The following is a 17,539-nucleotide window of genomic DNA, read 5'->3' as shown; positions in this document are numbered from 1 at the left end:
AGACGGTGTGCGCCGGCTCCGCGGGGGACGAGGAGGTGATCGGGGATGGACCAACGACGCGCTGACCCGCGCGGCGCTCTGGTACGCCCGTACGCGGTCACCCGTGGTCGTACCGAGCCCCGGCAGGACATCGCTCTGGAGGCGGTCCTCACCTCCTCTCCCACCCAGGTTGCCGAGTCCCGTTTCGCGGGGCACGACAAACACCGCATCGCCACGGTCTGCGAGGGCCGTGCACAGTCGCTGGCGGAGATCGCCGCGTACACCCGGATGCCGCTGGGCGTCGCCCGGGTACTGGTCGCCGACATGGTGGCCGAGAGCCTGCTGACGTTACACACTGCTGCTCCCGCCGAGGGGTTCGAGGAGCGGATGGAACTGCTTGGAAGGGTGCTAAGTGGACTTCGCAGGCTATGACCCCGCTGGGGGGCGGCCGAGCCGGGGAATCGTCTCCGCGAAGATCGTCGTCGCGGGCGGTTTCGGCGTCGGCAAGACGACCCTGGTCGGCGCGATCTCCGAGATCACGCCGCTGACGACCGAGGCGGTGATGACCGCGGCCGGCGTCGGTATCGACGATCCGTCCAAGGTGCCCGGCAAGGAGACCACCACGGTCGCCATGGACTTCGGCCGTATCACCATGGCCCAGGACCTGATCCTGTACCTGTTCGGTACGCCGGGTCAGACCCGTTTCTGGTTCATGTGGGACGAGATCATCCGAGGCGCCGTGGGTGCCGCCGTCCTGGTGGACACGCGCCGGATCACCGACGCGTTCGCCCCGCTGGACTACTTCGAGAACCGCAATCTGCCGTACGTGGTGGCGCTGAACAACTTCGACGGCGCTCAACAGTACGAGCTGGAGGAGGTCCGCGAGGCGCTGGCCATCTCGCCGCAGGTGCCGCTGGTGATGACCGACGCCCGGCACCGGGATTCGGTCAAGCAGGTCCTGGTGACGGTGGTCGAGCACGCCATGCTCCGGCTCCAGGCCGAGCACGGTCGGGGCTTCCCCACGCCGGTCGGCTGACCCGCCTGGCCACGGTCGGCTGACCCGCCTGGTCACGGTCGGCTGACCCGCCGCCTGGTCACGGTCGGCGGCGACAGCCGGCCGTGGCGCGTTCAGTCGACGCTGAGCCGGTAGCCGCGCTTCACCACGGTCTGCACCACCCGGGGCGCGCGCAGGCCGGCCCGCAGCCGGGCGACGGCCATCTCCACGGCGTGCTCGTCCGCGCCCCGGGGCAGCGTCCGTAGCAGCGCCGTGCGGGACAGCACCCGGCCCGGGGACTGCGCCAGCGCCCGCAGCACCGCCATCGGGGCGGGAGCCAGAGGCCGCAGCTCGCCGTCGATCACCGCGGCGTGTCCGCGCAACGTGAGCAGATGGCCCCCGGCCTTGAACGTCACGGTCCGGCGGGGCAGCTCGTCGACGATGGTGCGTACCAGGGCGCCCAGCCGGGCCCGACCGGGCGCGCTCACCGGCACCCCGTGCCGGAGCAACGGCTCGGCGGTCACCGCACCTACGCAGCTCGCCAGCACGTCGTTGCGGAACGCGGACACCACCGCGTCGGTACGGTCGCCAGCGGCCCGCAGCAGCGCCTCGACTGCCGGCGCGGACGTGAACGTCACCGCGTCCACCAGCCGGCCGGCGATCAGGTCGACCAGCCGGTGCAGCGGTGCCGGGTCCGTCGGAGGTGCCCACCGGTAGACCGGCACCTCGATCACCGTGGCGCCGGCCGCCTCCAGCGCGAGGGTGCACTCGGGCTGCCGCTCGCCGTGCAGCTGCATGGCGATCACCTGCCCGGCCACGCCCCGCCGGCGCAGGTGGTCGACCACCTCGTCGCAGCTCTCCGACGCCGGTGACCACTGGTCGTGCAGCCCGGCCGCACGGATCGCGCCGCGCGCCTTGGGACCCCGGGCGACGACGTACGAGCTGGCGAGCACCGAACGCAGCGGCTCGGCCAGGCCCCACCCCTCGGCCGCCTCCAGCCACCCGCGCATCCCGATGCCCGTGTTGGCCATCAGGATGTCGGGTGGCTGGTCGAGACAGGCCCGGGTCGCCTCGCGCAGTTCGGTGTCGTCGGACAGCGGCACGATCCGCAGCGCCGGGGCGAGCACCACGCGTGCGCCCCGGCGTTCGAGCAGCGCGGCCAACTCGTCGCGCCGCCGGTCGGCGGTCACCCCGATGGTGAAGCCGGCCAGTTCTTCCCGCATCATTCCTCCCGTCGCAACCGCACCTCGACGATCCCGTCGTGGCAGCGCGTGTCGTGCCGGGCCACGGCCACCCCGGGCAGGTCGAGGCATTCGCCGGTGCGCAGGTCGTACACCTGCTTGTGCAGCGGCGAGGCGACCGTCGGCACGCCGCCGCGGCTGCCCACGATGCCCCGGGACAGCACGTACGCGCCGGAGACCGGGTCGCGGTTGTCGATCGCGAACAGCCCGTCCACGGTGTGGAAGAGGGCGACCTGCACGCCGTCGACGAGGGCGGCGACACCCCGCTCCGGTTCCAGCCGGTCGAGGGGGCAGACCGCGATCCAGGCGAGTGTGGTCATCGTGGGGCTCATCGCCGTACCTCCGGAAGGCCGAGCGTGACGGGACGACGGCCGGGACCGTCGGGTGGGGTACCGCCGCGTGCCGGCACCGGCTGGCCGCGTTCCACGGCGAAGCTGATCGACGGATCGGGCACGTCGGGGGCGTTGACGAAGGAGGTGTAGCGGCGCAACCGCTCGGGGTCGTCCAGCACGTCGCGCCACTCGTCGGAGTACGACGCCACGTGCCGGGACATGGCCTCGTCCAGGTCGGCGCAGATGCCCAGCGAGTCGTCCACGATCACGGCGCGCAGGTGGTCCAGGCCGCCGTCCATGGCCTCGATCCAGCCGGCCGTGCGTTGCAGCCGGTCGGCGGTGCGGATGTAGTAGATGAGGAACCGGTCGATGAGCGTGACCAGCTCCTCGGTGGACAGGTCGGTGGCGAACAAGTCGGCGTGCCGGGGCCGGAACCCGCCATTGCCGCCGACGTAGAGGTTCCAGCCCGTCTCGGTGGCGATGATGCCGAAGTCCTTGCTGCGCGCCTCGGCGCACTCCCGGGCGCAGCCGGAGACCGCCGACTTGAGCTTGTGCGGCGCGCGCAGCCCGCGGTAGCGCAGCTCCAGCGCCACGGCCAGCCCCACCGAATCCTGTACGCCGTACCGGCACCAGGTCTCGCCGACGCAGGACTTCACCGTGCGCAGCGCCTTGCCGTAGGCGTGGCCGGACTCGAAACCGGCGTCCACCAGCCGTCGCCAGATCCGCGGTAGCTGCTCCACCCGGGCGCCGAACAGGTCGATCCGCTGGCCACCGGTGATCTTCGTGTAGAGCTGGAAGTCCCGGGCGACCTCGCCGATCACGATCAGCTTCTCCGGGGTGATCTCGCCGCCCGGGATGCGGGGCACCACCGAGTAACTGCCGTCGCGTTGCAGGTTGGCCAGGAAGTGGTCGTTGGTGTCCTGGAGGGACGCCTGCTCTCCGTCGAGCACGTGCCCGCTGCCCAGGGAGGCCAGGATCGAGGCCACCACGGGTTTGCAGATGTCGCAGCCGCGTCCCCGACCGTGCTCGGCGACCAGCCGGGAGAACGTGCGGATGCCGCGTACGCGCACGATCTCGAACAGCTCCCGGCGGCTCACGTCGAAGTGCTCGCACAGCGCGGTGGACTGTGCCACCCCGGCCGCGTCCAGGAGCTGCTTCAGCATCGGCACGCAGGACCCGCAGCTCGTGCCCGCCCTGGTGCACGCCTTCAACGACGGCACGTCCGCACAACCACTCGCGATGGCGGCGTCCACGTCGCCCCGGGTCACCGCGTTGCAGGAGCAGACCTGCGCGGTGGCGGGCAGCGCCCCGGCGTCCGCGCCGCCGCCGTCGGGGGCGAGCAGGGCCAGCGGCGGTGCCGGCAGCGGGCCACCCACGCTGGCCCGCAGCGTCGGGTAGGCGCTGGCGTCGCCCACCAGCACCCCACCGAGCAGGGTGTGCGCGTCGTCGGAGAGGACCAGCTTCGCGTACACCCGGGTGGCCGGGTCGGTGAACGTGACGTCCAGGCAGCCCTCGGTGGTGCCGTGCGCGTCACCGAACGACGCCACGTCCACCCCGAGCAGCTTCAGCTTGGTGGCGGTGTCCGCGCCCGGGAAGGTCGCCGCGCCGCCGACCAGCCGGTCGGCCACCACCTCGGCCGTCGCGTACCCCGGGGCCACCAGGCCGTGACAGGTGCCGTCGACCGCCGCGCACTCGCCGACGGCCCAGACGTGCTCGTCGGCGCTGCGGCAGGTCTCGTCGACCAGCACGCCGCCGCGCGGACCCAACGGCAGGCCGGCGGCTCGCGCCAGCTCGTCGCGGGGCCGGATGCCGGCGGCCACCACGACCAGTTCGGCGTCGACCACCCGGCCGTCGGACAGCTCCAGGGCGGCGACCGCGCCGTCGGCCCCGGCGCGGATCGCCGTGGTGGCGACCCCGAGGTGGGTACGCACACCCAGCTCCTCGACGTAGCGGCGCAGCATCGCGCCGCCGGCCTGGTCCACCTGCACCGGCATCAGCCGGGGCGCGAACTCGACCACGTCGGTGCTCAGGCCCAGCAGGCGCAGGGCGTTCGCCGCCTCCAACCCGAGCAGCCCACCGCCGATCACCGCGCCGACCCGCCGACCCCGCGCGTACTCCCGGATCGCCGCCAGGTCGTCCAACGTCCGGTAGACGAAGACCCCGGGCAGGTCGGCCCCGGGGACCGGCGGTACGAACGGGTACGACCCGGTGGCCAGCACCAGCGCGTCGTAGCCGTACTCGCCCTCGGCGGTGGTCACCACCCGCCGGCCACGGTCGATGGCGGTGACCGGTTCACCGAGGCGCAGCCGCACCCCGTCGTGCGGGGTGTGCACGTTCAGCTCGTCCTCGCTCACCCCGTCGAAGTACGCCGAGAGCCGCACCCGGTCGTACGCCGGACGCCCCTCCTCGGCCAGCACCGTCACCCGCCAGTGGCCCTGCGGATCACGGGCGCGCAGCGCGTCGACGAAGCGCTGTCCCACCATGCCGTTACCGACGACGACCAGGTCTGCGCCGTTCATCACGTCACCTCCACCGATTCCGCTTCGGACAGCCAGTCGACGATGCCGCCGACCGCATCGCGGCATCCGCCGCATCCCGTGCCGGCCCGGGTGCCCGCCACCACCGCGTCGACCGTCCGCGCGCCCGAGCGCCAGCAGCGCACCAACGCGCCCTTGGTCACGGTGTTGCACTGGCAGACGACGGCCGCGTCCGGCATCAGCGCCGGTGACGCGCTCGGCGCCGCGACGGCCCCGCCGAGCGCCCGACCCAGCAGCAGGGCCCGCCGGTCGGCCGGCACCGGGTGACCCCGGTCGAAGAGTTGGATCACCGTGCCGATCGCCGGGTTGTCGCCGAGCAGGATCGCGCCGATCAACCGCTCGTCACGGATGCGCAGCCGGGCGTACGTGCCCCGGGTCGGGTCGGTGAACGTCAACTCCTCGCCCGGTCCGCCGTTCGCCGCGTCGCCCATCGCGGCCAGGTCGATCCCGGCCGCCTTGAGCCGGGTCACCACCGGGCGGGGCCGGTAACGGGCGAGCGGGTCCGTGCCGGTCAGCACGTCGGCGAGCACCCGGGCCTGGGCCCAGGCGGGCGCGACCAGCCCGGTGAGCGTTCCGTCGTGCTCGGCGCAGTCGCCGACCGCCGAGACGGACCGGTCGCTGGTGCGCAGCCGGTCGTCCACCACCACGCCGCGTCGCACGGTGAGCCCGGCGGCCTGCGCGAGGGCGGTGTCCGGGCGTACCCCGCAGGAGAGCACCAGCAGGTCGGCGTGCAGTGACCGGCCGTCGGCCAGGTCGAGACGGACGCCGGTGTCGTCCGCCACCACCCCGGTCGCCGGTACCCCGAGCTGGATGGTGACGCCGAGACTGGCGAGCGTGCCGGCCAGCACCGTGCCGGCCGCGGGATCGAGCTGCCGCTCCATCAGGTGGTTGGTCGGGTGCACCACGGTGGTGGCCAGTCCGCGCGTGGCCAGGCCCCGGGCGGCCTCCAGCCCGAGCAGGCCGCCGCCGAGCACGATCGCGGCGCGTGCGCCCCGGGCCACGGCCAGGATGCGGCGGCAGTCGTCCAGGGTCCGGAAGGGGACGACCCGCTGCGGCAGGTCGGCCGGGTCGAGGCCGGGCAGGGGCGGCACCACCGCCCGCGCGCCGGTGGCCAGCACCAGGTGGTCGTAGGCGATCCGTTCGCCGTCGGCCGTGCGGACCTCGCGGGCCGTCCGGTCCAGCGCGGTCACCGGCACGCCGGAGCGCAGGTCGATGCCGTGCCCCGCGGCCTCGGTCAGCTCCACGTCCGGCTCGCCGATACGGCCCGCCAGCAGCGTGGACAGCATGATCCGGTTGTACGCGCGGTGCGGTTCCGCCCCGAGGACGGTGACCTTGCGGTCACCCTCGCGGGCGTGCAGCTCGGCCGCGAGCCGGGCACCGGCCATGCCGTTGCCGACGATCACCACCCGGGCGGTCATGCCTTCTCCACCCGGACCGCGCAGATCTTGAACTCGGGCATCCCGGAGATCGGGTCCACCGCGTCGTTGGTCACCGAGTTGGCCCGCCCGGCGCCGGGCCAGTGGAACGGCGCGAAGACCGTGTCCGGCCGGATGCCCGAGCTGAGCCGGGCCGGGGCATTCAGCTCGCCCCGGCGGGACGTGACCCGCACCGGGTCGCCGTCGTCGATGCCCAACCGGGCGGCCAGGTCGGGATGCAGCTCGACGAACGCCTCGGCTGCGGCCCGACGCAGCGCCGGCACGCGCCGGGTCTGCGTGCCGGACTGGTACTGGGCCAGCACCCGGCCGGTGGTGAAGTGCAGCGGGTACGTGGCGCACACCTCCTCGGCGGCCGGCCGGTGGTCGACGGGGTGGAACCGGGCCCGGCCGTCCGGGGTGGCGAACGCGTCGGCGAAGAGTCGTGGCGTGTCCGGCCCGTCCTCGCTCGGGCAGGGCCAGTGGACGCCGTCGGCGGCGTCGATGCGGTCCCAGGTGATCCCGGCGTAGTCGGCGATGCCGCCCGCGGAGGCGCGGCGCAGCTCGCCGAAGACGGTGGCCGGGTCGGTCGGGAAACGCGCCGCCGCCGTCTCGGCGTCGCCCAACCTGGTCGCCAGGTCGGCGAGGATGGACAGGTCGGTGCGGACGCCCGGTGGTGGCGGACGCAGCGCGCGTCGCCGCAGCACCCGGCCCTCCAGATTGGTCATCGTGCCGTCCTCCTCGGCCCACTGCGCGGTGGGCAGCACCACGTCGGCCAGCGCTGCTGTCTCGGAGAGCAGAAGGTCGGCCACGACCAGCAGGTCGAGGTCGCGCAGCCGACCCTCGATCCGGGCGGCCCGGGGAGCGGAGACCACCGGGTTCGAGCCGAACACCAGCAGTGCCCGGGGACCGTTGGTGGTGCCGAGCGAATCGAGCAGCTGGTACGCCGGCACACCGGGACCGGGTAGCTCGTCGGCCGGTACGCCCCAGACGCCGGCGACGTGCTCCCGGGCCACCGGGTCGTCGATCTTGCGATAGCCGGGGAGCTGGTCGGCCTTCTGCCCGTGCTCCCGCCCGCCCTGACCGTTGCCCTGGCCGGTGAGGCAGCCGTACCCGGAGCCGGGGCGGCCGGGCAGGCCCAGCGCGAGGGCCAGGTTGACGTACGCGGTGACGGTGTCGACGCCCTTGGCGTGCTGCTCCGCCCCGCGCGCGGTCAGGATGATCACCCGACCGCCGGTGCCCAACGCGCGGGCGGTCGCCTCGAGGTCGGCCACCGGCACGCCGGAGAGCTGTTCCGCGCGGGCCGGCCACCAGGCGGCGACGCTGCGGCGGACCGCGTCGAAGCCGGTGGTGCGCTCGGCCACGTACGCCTGGTCGACCCAGCCCTCGGTGAGCGCGATGTGCAGCAGCGCGTTGGCCACCGCGAGGTCGGTGCCGGGCAGCGGTTGCAGGTGCAGGTCGGCCTGGCGCGCGGTGGCGGTGACGCGGGGGTCGACCACGATGAGCTGCCCGCCGCCCTGGCGCTGCTCGGTGAGCCAGCGCACCAGCGGTGGCATGGTCTCCGCCGGGTTGGCGCCGACCAGCAGCAGCGTGTCGGCCTGGCCCAGGTCGGCCAGTGGGAACGGCAGTCCCTGGTCGACACCGAAGGCCCGCATCCCGGCGGCGGCCGCCGAGGACATGCAGAACCGTCCGTTGTAGTCGATGTTGCGGGTGCGCAGCGCGACCCGGGCGAACTTCCCCAGCGCGTACGCCTTCTCGTTGGTCAGCCCGCCGCCGCCGAAGACCGCGACCGCGTCCCGGCCGGAGCTGTCCTGGATCGCGCGTACGCCCGCGGCGACCCGGTCGAGCGCGGTGTCCCAGGTCGACGGGCGCAGCTCGCCGCTGGCCGGGTCGCGCACCAGCGGAGTGGTCAGCCGTTCCGGGTGGTCGAGTAGTTCGGCGGCGGTCCAGCCCTTCTGGCACAGCCCGCCCCGGTTGGTGGGGAACTGACGGGGGAGCACGCTCACCCCGGTGTCGTCCTCGCGCAGCGTCATCCCGCACTGGAGGGCGCAGTACGGGCAGTGCGTCGCCACCTCCCGGGGCGTCCGCCCCGATCCAGTTGCCGGCCATGCACCGTCTGTCATGTCGGCAAAGCGTGCCGCCGGGCAGTTTCCAGTCCGGGTCCCTTCTGTTTCGGTCCTGTCAAGTGGGCCTCACACCGCACCGGGGCAGCGGGCGTGACGGGTAGGTGACGGCGGTGACCGACAGTCACCCCTCCAGGTCGGCGCGGTTCGGTGGGCGGGACAGCGACAGCCAGCCCAGAAACCGGGCGTGAAGTGCCCGCAGGTCAGGACGAACGCCCAGGGCGTACAGGTCGTCAACCGCGTCTTGCATATTCGCTCCCAGGTAGAACGCCAGGGCGATCGAATGGCCGTAGAACTCGGTCGCGAGGTGAAGCTGTGCAGGCGGGCACGGCCAGGGAGCGGCACAGTTGCGGCAGAGCCACGCCGGGCGCATCGGATGGTGCGGGCGAGGTTGGCGGGTCATCGGACACGCACCGGACCGCGCTTGACGGGAGTGCGGGTGGTCGAGCGACGGGCCGCCGGGGCGGACGTGTCCGGCCAGATCAGGCCCACGGGCATCACGAACAGGGACCGGCGCGCGACCGCGTCGCCATTCGGGGCCAGCTCGTAAGCGTCGATCCACAGCCACCCGTCGTACGTCGGCCAGTCGAGCACGCGAATCACGCGGACGAAGATCGGGCGCAGGAACTGCACACTCGCGGCACGCGTCAGGTGCAGCACGTCACCCGCGTGCGGCTTCCGCGGTGTGGGCTTCGGCGTGGGTCTCCGATGCGGCGGCTTGTCCGGCACGGCGCTCTCCCCTGGTCGTCACTCTGGAAAGGGGCCGCCCCGCGATGCCCACCCATGGAGATCTTGGACAGTTTCCGTTACGTGAGAACGGAAACTGTCCAAGATCTGGATGGGTCAGGGGCGGCCCCGATACGAACGCGTCCGCCGGGTTGTGGTCCCTACCGGCCGCGCCGCCTGATCCCACCTTGCGGGCAGTGATGGGACAAGAACAGCCCGTAGCGATATGGTCGCGAGACATTCCGCGCATCCGATGGAGGAAGTCGTGAACGATGCGCTACGCGCCGCGCTAGCAGAGACGGGGCATTCGATTGAGTCCCTGGCAGGGCTGGTCGGGGTCGATCGGAAGACGGTCGCGCGCTGGCTGAACCACGACCATATTCCCCACCCTCGACACCGGGAGGCGGCGGCGAGTGCGCTCCGACGGCCCATAGGGGACATCTGGCCGGACACTTCAAGACGCCGCGAGCCAATTTGGTTCCGACCATGGCAAGAGATTGAGCGCGAGGCGATCTCGCTGCGGTCGTTTCAGTCGACCGTCCTCCCCGGCCTCCTCCAGACCGAGGCATATGCCCGCGCCGTGCTCGCCGGAGCCGACGTCATCGCCCGCAGCGACGTCGAGCGACACTTGGCCTCACGGCTCGCCCGGCAAAGCGTCCTGACCCGTGAAGACCCGCCACACTTCACCGCCGTTGTCGACGAAGCCGTGTTGCGGCGGCCGGTCGGTGGACGCGCCACCATGCGTGAGCAGGTACGGGCCCTCGTCACCGCGTGCGGGGCCCCGCACGTCCGCGTGCACATCGTTCCCTCCACGGTTGGCGCGTACGCTGGCCTGAACGGTCCCTTCGTGATCGCCGTAGGGTCCGAGCATCGGATTGCGGGCTACCTCGACAATCAGCTTCAGGGGCAGGTTGTTACCAGCGCAGAGGACATAGCGGCGATGCTGGCCGCGTGGGAGAACGTGCGCGGTGAGGCGTTGTCCCACTGGCAATCCGTCGATCTACTTACGGAGATGGCGAAGACATGGAACTGACCGGCGCGCAGTGGCGTAAGAGCACCCGCAGCAGCGGCAATGGCGGCGACTGCGTCGAGGTTGCGGACAACCTGCCTGGCATCGTCGGTGTGCGGGACTCGAAGGACCCGGCAGGGCCGGCATTGGTGTTCGGGCCCGCGGCTTGGCGGACCTTCGTCGGTATGGCGAAGGCTCACGACCCGGCCTGAACAGCCTGACGCAGCAAGCCCCCGGCTCCTGAGACCCACTGAGGGCGCCGGGGCTTTTGCGTGTCCGGGGTCGGCGGCGTTGGCCAATCGGCGCTTATAATATGGGAAAGTTGTCTCAAAATTCGGGAGTAGCGTCATGGGCGTGGCGGACGTTTTCGACGCGGTGGCCGGCACCTACGACGAGGCGCGACGGCGGCTGGTGGCCTGCTTCGACGCCTTCTACGGCACGGCTGTCGAGGTGGCTACGCCACCGCTGCGTGCCGCGCTGTCGGCCGGGCGTACCCCTGAGGTGCTGGACCTGGGTGCGGGGACCGGGCTGCTCTCGCTCCTGCTGGCCGCGGCGGTGCCCGGGGTCCGATTGACCCTTGTGGACGCCGCGCCGGCGATGCTCGCCCGCGCCACCGACGAGCTGTCAGCCCGGTCGGTGCCGCACCGGACGGTCCAGGCCGACCTGTCCGACGAGTTGCCGTCCGGCCGGTACGACGCCGTGGTGAGTGCGCTGGCGATCCACCACCTGGACGACGCCGGCAAGCGGGCGCTCTACCGGCGGGCCGCCGCCGCCCTGACGCCCGGTGGGGTGTTCGTCAACGCCGAGCAGGTCGCCGGCCCGACTCCCGCGCTCGACCGGCGCTACGACGAGGTGTGGATGGCGCGGATCACCGAGTTGGGGTCGTCGCCGGAGGAGATCGCCGCGTCCCGGGAACGGATGCGCTACGACCGTCCGGCGACCGTCGCCGACCAGTGCCGATGGCTCGACGAGGCCGGCCTGGTCGACGTCGACTGCTACTTCAAGGAGTGGCGTTTCGCGGTGTTCGGCGGACGTGCCCGCTGACGATATGCACGTTTCGACACCCGGCAGCGAGCCGACCACCGCGTGGATGACTGACAGTCATACTGCTGGGTAGTCTCAGCGGCATGACTGCCAAGGTGACGCTCTCGTTCACGGACGAGACGATCGAGGAGGCGCGGCGGTTCGCCAAGCGCGAGGGGCTGTCGCTCTCCGCGTGGATGGACCAGGCCGCCCGCGAGAAGGCGCTGCGCGAGGTCTTCACCGCGCACGCCGCCGCCGTGGGCCGCGCCGGCCTGGACCTGGAGTCCGCCGCCCTCGCCGACGCCCGCGAGGTGGGCATGGTCAACGACTTGTTCTCCGACGGACGGCCGCGTGCTGCGTAGGGGTGAGGTCTGGCGCATCGAGGGCGCCCGGGAACGCCTCGGCCTGGTGATCAGCTCGGATGTCTACAACTCCACCGACGTGCCCATCGTGATAGTGGTCGAGGTGGTCGAGGAGTCGCTGCTGCGAGACTCGCCGCTCGCCGTGTCGATGGGCCGGTACGTGGTGATGCCCGACCGGATCTCCTCGCCCATGAAGAAGTGGTTCACCAGTTGCGTGGATGTCGCGGACACCGACACGATGCTCCGGGTCGGCCGCGCCCTGCGCATCCTCCAGCAGCTCTGACTGCCGCGACAGCGGCTCTGACCCCGCAGCCGGGCGGCGCGCTCACGACCGGCCCCGGCCGGTGGTGCGGTAGCCGTTTCCGGCCCGACCCACAATCCGGCCCTGCGGGGTAACCGGGCGTTCCTAGCGTTCCTCCTCGTCACACCGACGAGGAGGAGTCGCCGTGAGCACGCTCACCAGCACAGTCACCGCCGAGCCACCTGCCGTCACCGGCCGCCGGCAGCCGCTGCACGACTGGCGGCCCGAAGACCCCGACTTCTGGCGTACGACGGGTGCGCCGATCGCCCGCCGCAACCTCTGGGTGTCGATCTTCGCCGAGCACGTCGGCTTCTCCGTGTGGAGCCTCTGGTCGGTGACCGTGCTCTTCCTCGGCCCCGCGTACGGCATCGACCCGGCCGGGAAGTTCCTGCTCACCGCCGTACCGGCCGCGCTGGGCGCGGTGCTGCGGCTGCCGTACACCCTGGCGGTGGCCCGCTTCGGCGGGCGACGCTGGACGATGATCAGCGCTCTCCTGCTGCTGATCCCGACGGTGCCGATGACGATTCTGCTGGAACCCGGGGTGTCCTACGCCACCCTCATGGTGCTCGCCTGCCTCACCGGCGTCGGCGGCGGCAACTTCGCCTCCTCGATGGCGAACATCAACCTGTTCTACCCTCAGCACCTCAAGGGCCGCGCCCTCGGGCTCAACGCCGGCGGCGGTAACCTGGGCGTACCGGCGGTGCAGCTCGTCGGGCTGGCGGTGCTGGCCACCGCCGGCGCCGCGTACCCCCGGTTGGTGCCTGGTCTACCTGCCGCTGATCGTGCTGGCCGCGCTGGCGGCGGCCCGCTGGCTGGACACCGTGCCCGGAGCGCGCAACGAGCCGGGAGCGCTGCGCGAGGCCGCCCGGGACCCGCACACCTGGATCATGTCGCTGCTCTACATCGGGACCTTCGGGTCGTTCATCGGGTTCGGCTTCGCCTTCGGTCAGGTTCTCCAACTCCAGTTCGCCGACCGGTTCCCCACCCCTGTCGACGCCGCCTGGCTGACCTTCCTCGGGCCGCTGATCGGTTCGCTGATCCGGCCGCTGGGCGGGCACTTCGCCGACCGGCTCGGCGGGGCCCGGGTGAGCTTCTGGAACTTCGTGGCGATGGCCCTCGGCGCCGGCACGGTGCTGTACGCGGCCCGCGAGCGCTCGTTCGGGCTCTACCTGGCCGGCTTCCTGGCCCTCTTCGTCTTCTCCGGGGTCGGCAACGGCTCCACGTACAAGATGATCCCGGCGATCTTCCGGGCCCGGGCGGCGGACGCGGTGGCCGACGGCACACGCGACCCGGAGGACGCCGCGCGGTGGGCGCGACGGATGACCAGCGCGTTGATCGGGATCGCCGGCGCGATCGGCGCTTCCGGCGGGGTGCTGGTCAACATCGCCTTCCGCCAGTCGTTCCTCAGCTCCGGCAACGCGGACGCCGCCTACCTGGCGTTCATCGGCTGGTACGCGCTGTGCATCGCGGTGACCTGGGTGGCGTACCGTCGCCCGGGGTCGTTCAATCGGCTCGCCGGTGTGTGAGCTGGGTCATGCCAGCGCGCCGGAGCGCGGCGGCCGACCCCCGTTTTGACCTGCCGATGGGGCGCCGGGTATCGTTGCCTGCTGTTGTACGACATCCAGAGGCGTGCCCTATCAGGTACGCTTGGTCGTTCGTGCGCGCTGGTCCGGCCTGCTAGATCTGGTCACCTCGGCGCGCGACCCCAGACCGACGACGAGACAAGGTAGACCTGTGCGTACGTACAGCCCGAAGCCGGGTGAGATCGAGCGTCAGTGGCACGTCATCGACGCCTCTGATGTCGTGCTGGGCCGCCTGGCCACCCACGCCGCCACGTTGCTGCGTGGTAAGCACAAGCCGACTTTCGCGCCGCACGTCGACACGGGCGACTTCGTCGTCATCGTGAACGCGGGCAAGGTCGCGCTGACCGGCAACAAGCGCCAGACCAAGGTCGCTTACCGCCACTCGGGTTACCCGGGTGGTCTCAAGCAGGTCGGCTACGACGAGCTGCTGACCAAGCGCCCCGAGCGGGCCATCGAGCTGGCTGTGAAGGGGATGCTCCCGCACAACAAGCTCGGCCGTCAGCTGATCAAGAAGCTGAAGGTCTACGCCGGTGCCGAGCACCCGCACCTCGCGCAGCAGCCGGTGCCGTTCGAGATCAAGCAGATCGCGCAGTGAGCGCGGGCGAAGGAAGCAGCATGACCGACATCACCACCGAGACCGAGGTTGCCCCCGAGGCCACCGAGGCGCCGGCGCCCGTCGCCCGCGCGCCGCGTGGTGACCGCCCGATCCAGACCGTGGGTCGGCGCAAGGAGGCTATCGTCCGGGTCCGTATCGTTCCGGGCACCGGCAAGATCACCTGCAACGGCCGCGACCTCGAGGCCTACTTCCCGAGCAAGGTGCACCAGCAGCTCATCAAGGACCCGCTGGTCACCGCCGAGAAGCCCGAGGCGTTCGACGTCATCGCCAACCTGCGTGGCGGCGGCACCACCGGCCAGGCCGGTGCGCTGCGGCTGGCCATCGCCCGCGCGCTGATCGTCAACGAGCCGGACGACCGCCCGGCCCTCAAGAAGGCCGGCTTCCTCACCCGGGACGCCCGGGTCAAGGAGAGCAAGAAGTACGGCCTCAAGAAGGCCCGTAAGGCTCCTCAGTACTCGAAGCGCTGATCTTTCCCAGCGCGTTGTACTTCTGACGGACGGCCGGTCCGCCTCCCTGAACCGGGGAGGTGGGCCGGCCGTTCCGCTTTCTCCTCATCGGCAGTTGCTCATCGGAGGTTGGCGGGTATGGGTCGGATGTTCGGCACGGACGGCGTACGCGGGCGGGCGAACGCGGATCTCACTCCCGAGTTGGCGCTCGCACTCGCGGTGGCCGCCGCGCACACACTCGCCGAGACGGACCGCAGTCACCCGCCACTCGCCGTCGTCGGCCGGGACACCCGGGCCAGCGGCGAGATGCTGGAGGCCGCCGTGGTGGCCGGGCTGACCAGCGCCGGCGCCAACGTGGTGCGGGTCGGGGTGCTGCCCACCCCGGCGGTGGCGTTCCTCACCGCGGAGGCGAAGGCCGATCTGGGCGTGGTGCTCTCCGCGTCACACAACCCGATGCCGGACAACGGCATCAAGCTCTTCGCCGCCGGTGGTCACAAGCTGCCCGACGAGATCGAGATGAAGATCGAGGCTGCGGTGGAGGCGAACGCCACCACCGCCTGGGACCGCCCGATCGGCGCCGGCGTCGGCCGGGTGCACGACCTTCTCGACGGCGCGGACCACTACGTGCAGCACCTGGTCGGCGCACTGCCGCACCGGCTGGACGGGATCAAGGTCGTCGTCGACTGCGCCAACGGCGCGGCGAGTGAGGTGGCTCCGGTCGCCTACCGGGAGGCTGGTGCCGAGGTCGTCGCGATCCACGCCGAGCCCGACGGCCTGAACATCAACGACGACTGCGGCTCCAACCACATCGAGGCCCTGCGTGAGGCCGTGGTGCAGCACGGCGCCCACCTGGGCATCGCCCACGACGGCGACGCCGACCGGATCGTGGCGGTCAGCGCCGACGGCGACGAGGTCGACGGCGACCAGGTCATGGCGATCCTCGCGCTGGCCATGCGGGAGGCCGGCACCCTCACCCAGGACACCCTGGTGGCGACCGTGATGAGCAACCTCGGTCTGCGCCTGGCCATGTCCGCGCAGGGCATCCGGCTGGTCGAGACCAAGGTCGGTGACCGGTACGTGCTGGAGGAGCTGCGCGCCTCCGGTCTGGCGCTCGGCGGCGAGCAGAGCGGCCACATCGTCATGCCCGCCCACGCCACCACCGGCGACGGGGTGCTCACCGGTCTGCACCTGATGGCCCGGATGGCCGCCACGGGCCAGTCGCTCGCCGAGTTGGCCACGGTGGTCACCAAGCTGCCGCAGGTGCTGATCAACGTGCCGGTCGGCGACCGGACCGTCGGGGCCAACGCGCCGGCCGTCCGCGCCGAGGTCGAGCGCGCCCTGGCGGAGCTGGGGGAGACCGGGCGGGTGCTGCTGCGCCCGTCGGGCACCGAGCCTCTGGTCCGGGTGATGGTCGAGGCCGCCACCGAGGCGACCGCCCGCGAGGTTGCCGAGCGGATCGCCGCCCTGGTGCGTACGGCCAGCCCCGCCGCGTCGTAGCCGACCGCACGCCGGCCGGGCTCTCCGGCCGGCGCTCCGGCAGCCCGCGTCAGCGGGTCAGGGCGCGCAGCCGGGTGACCGCCTCGGTCAGCACCTCCGGACGCTTGCAGAACGCGAACCGGACCAGTCGCCGGCCGGCCTCGACGTCGTCGTAGAACACCTGGGTGGGCACCGCCACGACGCCGCAACGCTCGGGCAGCGACCGGCAGAACTCCATCCCGTCGGTGCCGCCGAGGGCGGTGACGTCGGCGGTGACGAAGTACGTGCCCTCCGGAGTCAGCACGTCGAATCCCGCGTCGACGAGGCCGCCCATGAGCTGGTCGCGGCGCTGCTGGAGTCCGTCGCGGAAACCCGTGTAGTAGTCGTCGGGCAGGGCCAGCGCCACGGCGACCGCCGGTTGCAGCGGCGCGGCGTTGACATAGGTGAGGAACTGCTTCACCCGTAGCACCGCCGAGACCAACGCCGCCGGGCCGCTCGCCCAGCCGATCTTCCAGCCCGTACAGGAGAACGTCTTGCCGGCCGACGAGATGCGCAGCGTCCGCTCCCGCATCCCGGGCAGCGTCGCCAGCGGCACATGTGGGCTGGACGCGTCCGTGAACACCAGGTGTTCGTACACCTCGTCGGTGACCGCGTACGCGCCGTATTCCTGGCACAGCTCGGCCACCAGCGCCAGCTCGGCCGGCGTGAACACCTTGCCGGTCGGGTTGTGCGGCGAGTTGAGCAGCACCAGTCGGGTGCGCGGCCCGAACGCCGCCCGCAGCGCCGCCGGGTCGAAGGCGTACCGGCCGTCCGCGCCGGGACGCAGCGTGACCGGTCGCCGGACCGCGCCGGCCAGCGCGATCGAGGCGGCGTACGAGTCGTAGTACGGCTCGAAGCAGACCACCTCGTCGCCCGCCTCGCAGAGGGCGAGGATGCTGGCCGCCACCGCCTCGGTCGCGCCCGCCGTGATCACGATCTCGCTGTCCGGGTCGTACACCAGGTCGTGGAACCGGCGTTGATGCGCCGCGACGGCCGCGCGCAGGGCGGGGATGCCCGGACCGGGCGGGTACTGGTTCTGCCCGCCGCGCAGCGCCTCGGCGGCGGCGGCCAGCATCTCCGGCGGGCCGTCCGTGTCCGGGAAGCCCTGGCCGAGGTTGACCGCCCCGGTCCGCACGGCGAGGGCGGACATCTCGGCGAAGATCGTCGTGCCGAACGGCCGCATCCGGGCCACCAGCGGGTCGACATCGGTGCTCGTCGTCACCTGCGCCAGCCTACGGCCATGCGCCGGCCCGACCCAGCCTTAGAGACTGTCGGGTAACTGGGTGGGGGCGGAACGTCACGCCGAGACACGTCGATGGAAGGTCCTCGACAAATAGATC

18 protein-coding genes and 1 pseudogene are annotated in these 17,539 nt (G+C 72.0%); 11 read left to right on the top strand and 8 right to left on the bottom strand.

Going from position 1 to position 17,539, the window contains the following annotated elements; genetic code table 11:
* Positions 1–45: 45 nt before the first annotated feature.
* Positions 46–411, top strand: a complete 366-nt coding sequence (locus tag ACLQ24_RS04935; RefSeq protein ID WP_363756868.1) for a DUF742 domain-containing protein — start codon at positions 46–48, stop codon at positions 409–411.
* Positions 392–1,015 carry a GTP-binding protein gene (locus ACLQ24_RS04930; RefSeq protein ID WP_425889197.1) on the top strand — a complete coding sequence of 208 codons (624 nt, stop codon included), beginning with the start codon at positions 392–394 and terminating at the stop codon, positions 1,013–1,015. The genes ACLQ24_RS04935 and ACLQ24_RS04930 overlap by 20 nt, the downstream gene beginning before the upstream one ends.
* A 92-nt stretch (positions 1,016–1,107) precedes the next feature.
* On the opposite strand, the gene ACLQ24_RS04925 is transcribed toward ACLQ24_RS04930, so the two are convergent.
* The 7 genes from ACLQ24_RS04925 to ACLQ24_RS04895 all read right to left on the bottom strand — a co-directional run bounded on the left by ACLQ24_RS04925 (position 1,108) and on the right by ACLQ24_RS04895 (position 9,278).
* Complete coding sequence (locus ACLQ24_RS04925) at positions 1,108–2,196, bottom strand: uroporphyrinogen-III synthase (RefSeq protein ID WP_425889196.1); 1,089 nt, start codon at positions 2,194–2,196, stop codon at positions 1,108–1,110.
* Entirely contained in the window at positions 2,196–2,546 is a 351-nt protein-coding gene (gene nirD / locus ACLQ24_RS04920; protein ID WP_425889195.1) for a nitrite reductase small subunit NirD, read from the bottom strand. The genes ACLQ24_RS04925 and nirD overlap by 1 nt, the downstream gene beginning before the upstream one ends.
* Positions 2,543–5,065: a nitrite reductase large subunit NirB gene (gene nirB, locus ACLQ24_RS04915; RefSeq protein ID WP_425889194.1), complete on the bottom strand. Its 2,523-nt coding sequence runs from the start codon at positions 5,063–5,065 to the stop codon at positions 2,543–2,545. The genes nirD and nirB overlap by 4 nt, the downstream gene beginning before the upstream one ends.
* A complete protein-coding gene (locus tag ACLQ24_RS04910) occupies positions 5,065–6,501 on the bottom strand; it encodes an FAD-dependent oxidoreductase (protein ID WP_425889193.1) in 1,437 nt (478 codons plus the stop codon). Before ACLQ24_RS04910 ends, nirB begins: the two co-directional genes overlap by 1 nt.
* Positions 6,498–8,618: a molybdopterin oxidoreductase family protein gene (locus ACLQ24_RS04905; RefSeq protein WP_425889192.1), complete on the bottom strand. Its 2,121-nt coding sequence runs from the start codon at positions 8,616–8,618 to the stop codon at positions 6,498–6,500. Before ACLQ24_RS04905 ends, ACLQ24_RS04910 begins: the two co-directional genes overlap by 4 nt.
* Positions 8,619–8,742: 124 nt before the next feature.
* Complete coding sequence (locus ACLQ24_RS04900; RefSeq protein ID WP_425889191.1) at positions 8,743–8,868, bottom strand: hypothetical protein; 126 nt, start codon at positions 8,866–8,868, stop codon at positions 8,743–8,745.
* 149 nt (positions 8,869–9,017) lie between these two features.
* On the bottom strand, positions 9,018–9,278 hold the full coding sequence (locus ACLQ24_RS04895) for a hypothetical protein (RefSeq protein ID WP_425889190.1): 261 nt from the start codon (positions 9,276–9,278) through the stop codon (positions 9,018–9,020).
* 331 nt (positions 9,279–9,609) lie between these two features.
* On the opposite strand from ACLQ24_RS04895, the gene ACLQ24_RS04890 reads away from it, so the two are divergent.
* The 9 genes and pseudogenes from ACLQ24_RS04890 (at position 9,610) to glmM (ending at position 16,181) form a co-directional block, all read left to right on the top strand.
* Entirely contained in the window at positions 9,610–10,377 is a 768-nt protein-coding gene (locus ACLQ24_RS04890) for a helix-turn-helix domain-containing protein (RefSeq protein ID WP_425889189.1), read from the top strand.
* Entirely contained in the window at positions 10,368–10,565 is a 198-nt protein-coding gene (locus ACLQ24_RS04885) for a DUF397 domain-containing protein (RefSeq protein WP_425889188.1), read from the top strand. The genes ACLQ24_RS04890 and ACLQ24_RS04885 overlap by 10 nt, the downstream gene beginning before the upstream one ends.
* A gap of 136 nt (positions 10,566–10,701) precedes the next feature.
* Entirely contained in the window at positions 10,702–11,397 is a 696-nt protein-coding gene (locus tag ACLQ24_RS04880; protein WP_425889187.1) for a class I SAM-dependent methyltransferase, read from the top strand.
* Between the two features lie 83 nt (positions 11,398–11,480).
* Positions 11,481–11,738 (top strand): DUF6364 family protein, encoded by a 258-nt coding sequence (locus tag ACLQ24_RS04875; protein WP_425889186.1) that lies wholly within the window; start codon positions 11,481–11,483, stop codon positions 11,736–11,738.
* Entirely contained in the window at positions 11,728–12,021 is a 294-nt protein-coding gene (locus ACLQ24_RS04870; RefSeq protein WP_053653868.1) for a hypothetical protein, read from the top strand. Before ACLQ24_RS04875 ends, ACLQ24_RS04870 begins: the two co-directional genes overlap by 11 nt.
* 163 nt (positions 12,022–12,184) lie before the next feature.
* A pseudogene (locus tag ACLQ24_RS04865) lies at positions 12,185–13,565 on the top strand (MFS transporter).
* Positions 13,566–13,773: 208 nt separating this feature from the next.
* Positions 13,774–14,217, top strand: coding sequence for a 50S ribosomal protein L13 (gene rplM, locus ACLQ24_RS04860; RefSeq protein ID WP_007465158.1), 444 nt, complete (start codon positions 13,774–13,776; stop codon positions 14,215–14,217).
* 20 nt (positions 14,218–14,237) lie between these two features.
* The gene (rpsI, locus tag ACLQ24_RS04855) at positions 14,238–14,705 is read left to right on the top strand and encodes a 30S ribosomal protein S9 (RefSeq protein ID WP_110563055.1); all 468 of its coding nucleotides are present in this window, start codon (positions 14,238–14,240) and stop codon (positions 14,703–14,705) included.
* 117 nt (positions 14,706–14,822) lie between these two features.
* Entirely contained in the window at positions 14,823–16,181 is a 1,359-nt protein-coding gene (glmM, locus tag ACLQ24_RS04850; protein ID WP_425889185.1) for a phosphoglucosamine mutase, read from the top strand.
* 49 nt (positions 16,182–16,230) lie between these two features.
* Here the strand turns inward: glmM and ACLQ24_RS04845 are convergent, their stop codons facing one another.
* Positions 16,231–17,421: a pyridoxal phosphate-dependent aminotransferase gene (locus ACLQ24_RS04845; protein WP_425889184.1), complete on the bottom strand. Its 1,191-nt coding sequence runs from the start codon at positions 17,419–17,421 to the stop codon at positions 16,231–16,233.
* Between the last annotated feature and the right edge of the window lie 118 nt (positions 17,422–17,539).

Source organism: Micromonospora sp. DT4, assembly GCF_049841675.1.
GTDB lineage: Bacteria > Actinomycetota > Actinomycetes > Mycobacteriales > Micromonosporaceae > Micromonospora.
Note: the sequence above shows the minus strand (reverse complement) of the source record. Positions and strands in the feature narration are given on the sequence as shown.

Excerpts from the sequence above, each read along its gene's own strand:
- ACLQ24_RS04885 (WP_425889188.1), top strand. The coding sequence starts at position 10,368 with ATGGAACTGACCGGCGCGCAGTGGCGTAAGAGCACCCGCAGCAGCGGC.
- glmM (WP_425889185.1), top strand. The coding sequence starts at position 14,823 with ATGGGTCGGATGTTCGGCACGGACGGCGTACGCGGGCGGGCGAACGCG.
- nirD (WP_425889195.1), bottom strand. The coding sequence starts at position 2,546 with ATGAGCCCCACGATGACCACACTCGCCTGGATCGCGGTCTGCCCCCTC.
- ACLQ24_RS04910 (WP_425889193.1), bottom strand. The coding sequence starts at position 6,501 with ATGACCGCCCGGGTGGTGATCGTCGGCAACGGCATGGCCGGTGCCCGG.
- ACLQ24_RS04925 (WP_425889196.1), bottom strand. The coding sequence starts at position 2,196 with ATGCGGGAAGAACTGGCCGGCTTCACCATCGGGGTGACCGCCGACCGG.
- ACLQ24_RS04905 (WP_425889192.1), bottom strand. The coding sequence starts at position 8,618 with ATGACAGACGGTGCATGGCCGGCAACTGGATCGGGGCGGACGCCCCGG.
- ACLQ24_RS04880 (WP_425889187.1), top strand. The coding sequence starts at position 10,702 with ATGGGCGTGGCGGACGTTTTCGACGCGGTGGCCGGCACCTACGACGAG.
- ACLQ24_RS04900 (WP_425889191.1), bottom strand. The coding sequence starts at position 8,868 with ATGCAAGACGCGGTTGACGACCTGTACGCCCTGGGCGTTCGTCCTGAC.
- ACLQ24_RS04935 (WP_363756868.1), top strand. The coding sequence starts at position 46 with ATGGACCAACGACGCGCTGACCCGCGCGGCGCTCTGGTACGCCCGTAC.
- nirB (WP_425889194.1), bottom strand. The coding sequence starts at position 5,065 with ATGAACGGCGCAGACCTGGTCGTCGTCGGTAACGGCATGGTGGGACAG.
- rpsI (WP_110563055.1), top strand. The coding sequence starts at position 14,238 with ATGACCGACATCACCACCGAGACCGAGGTTGCCCCCGAGGCCACCGAG.
- ACLQ24_RS04875 (WP_425889186.1), top strand. The coding sequence starts at position 11,481 with ATGACTGCCAAGGTGACGCTCTCGTTCACGGACGAGACGATCGAGGAG.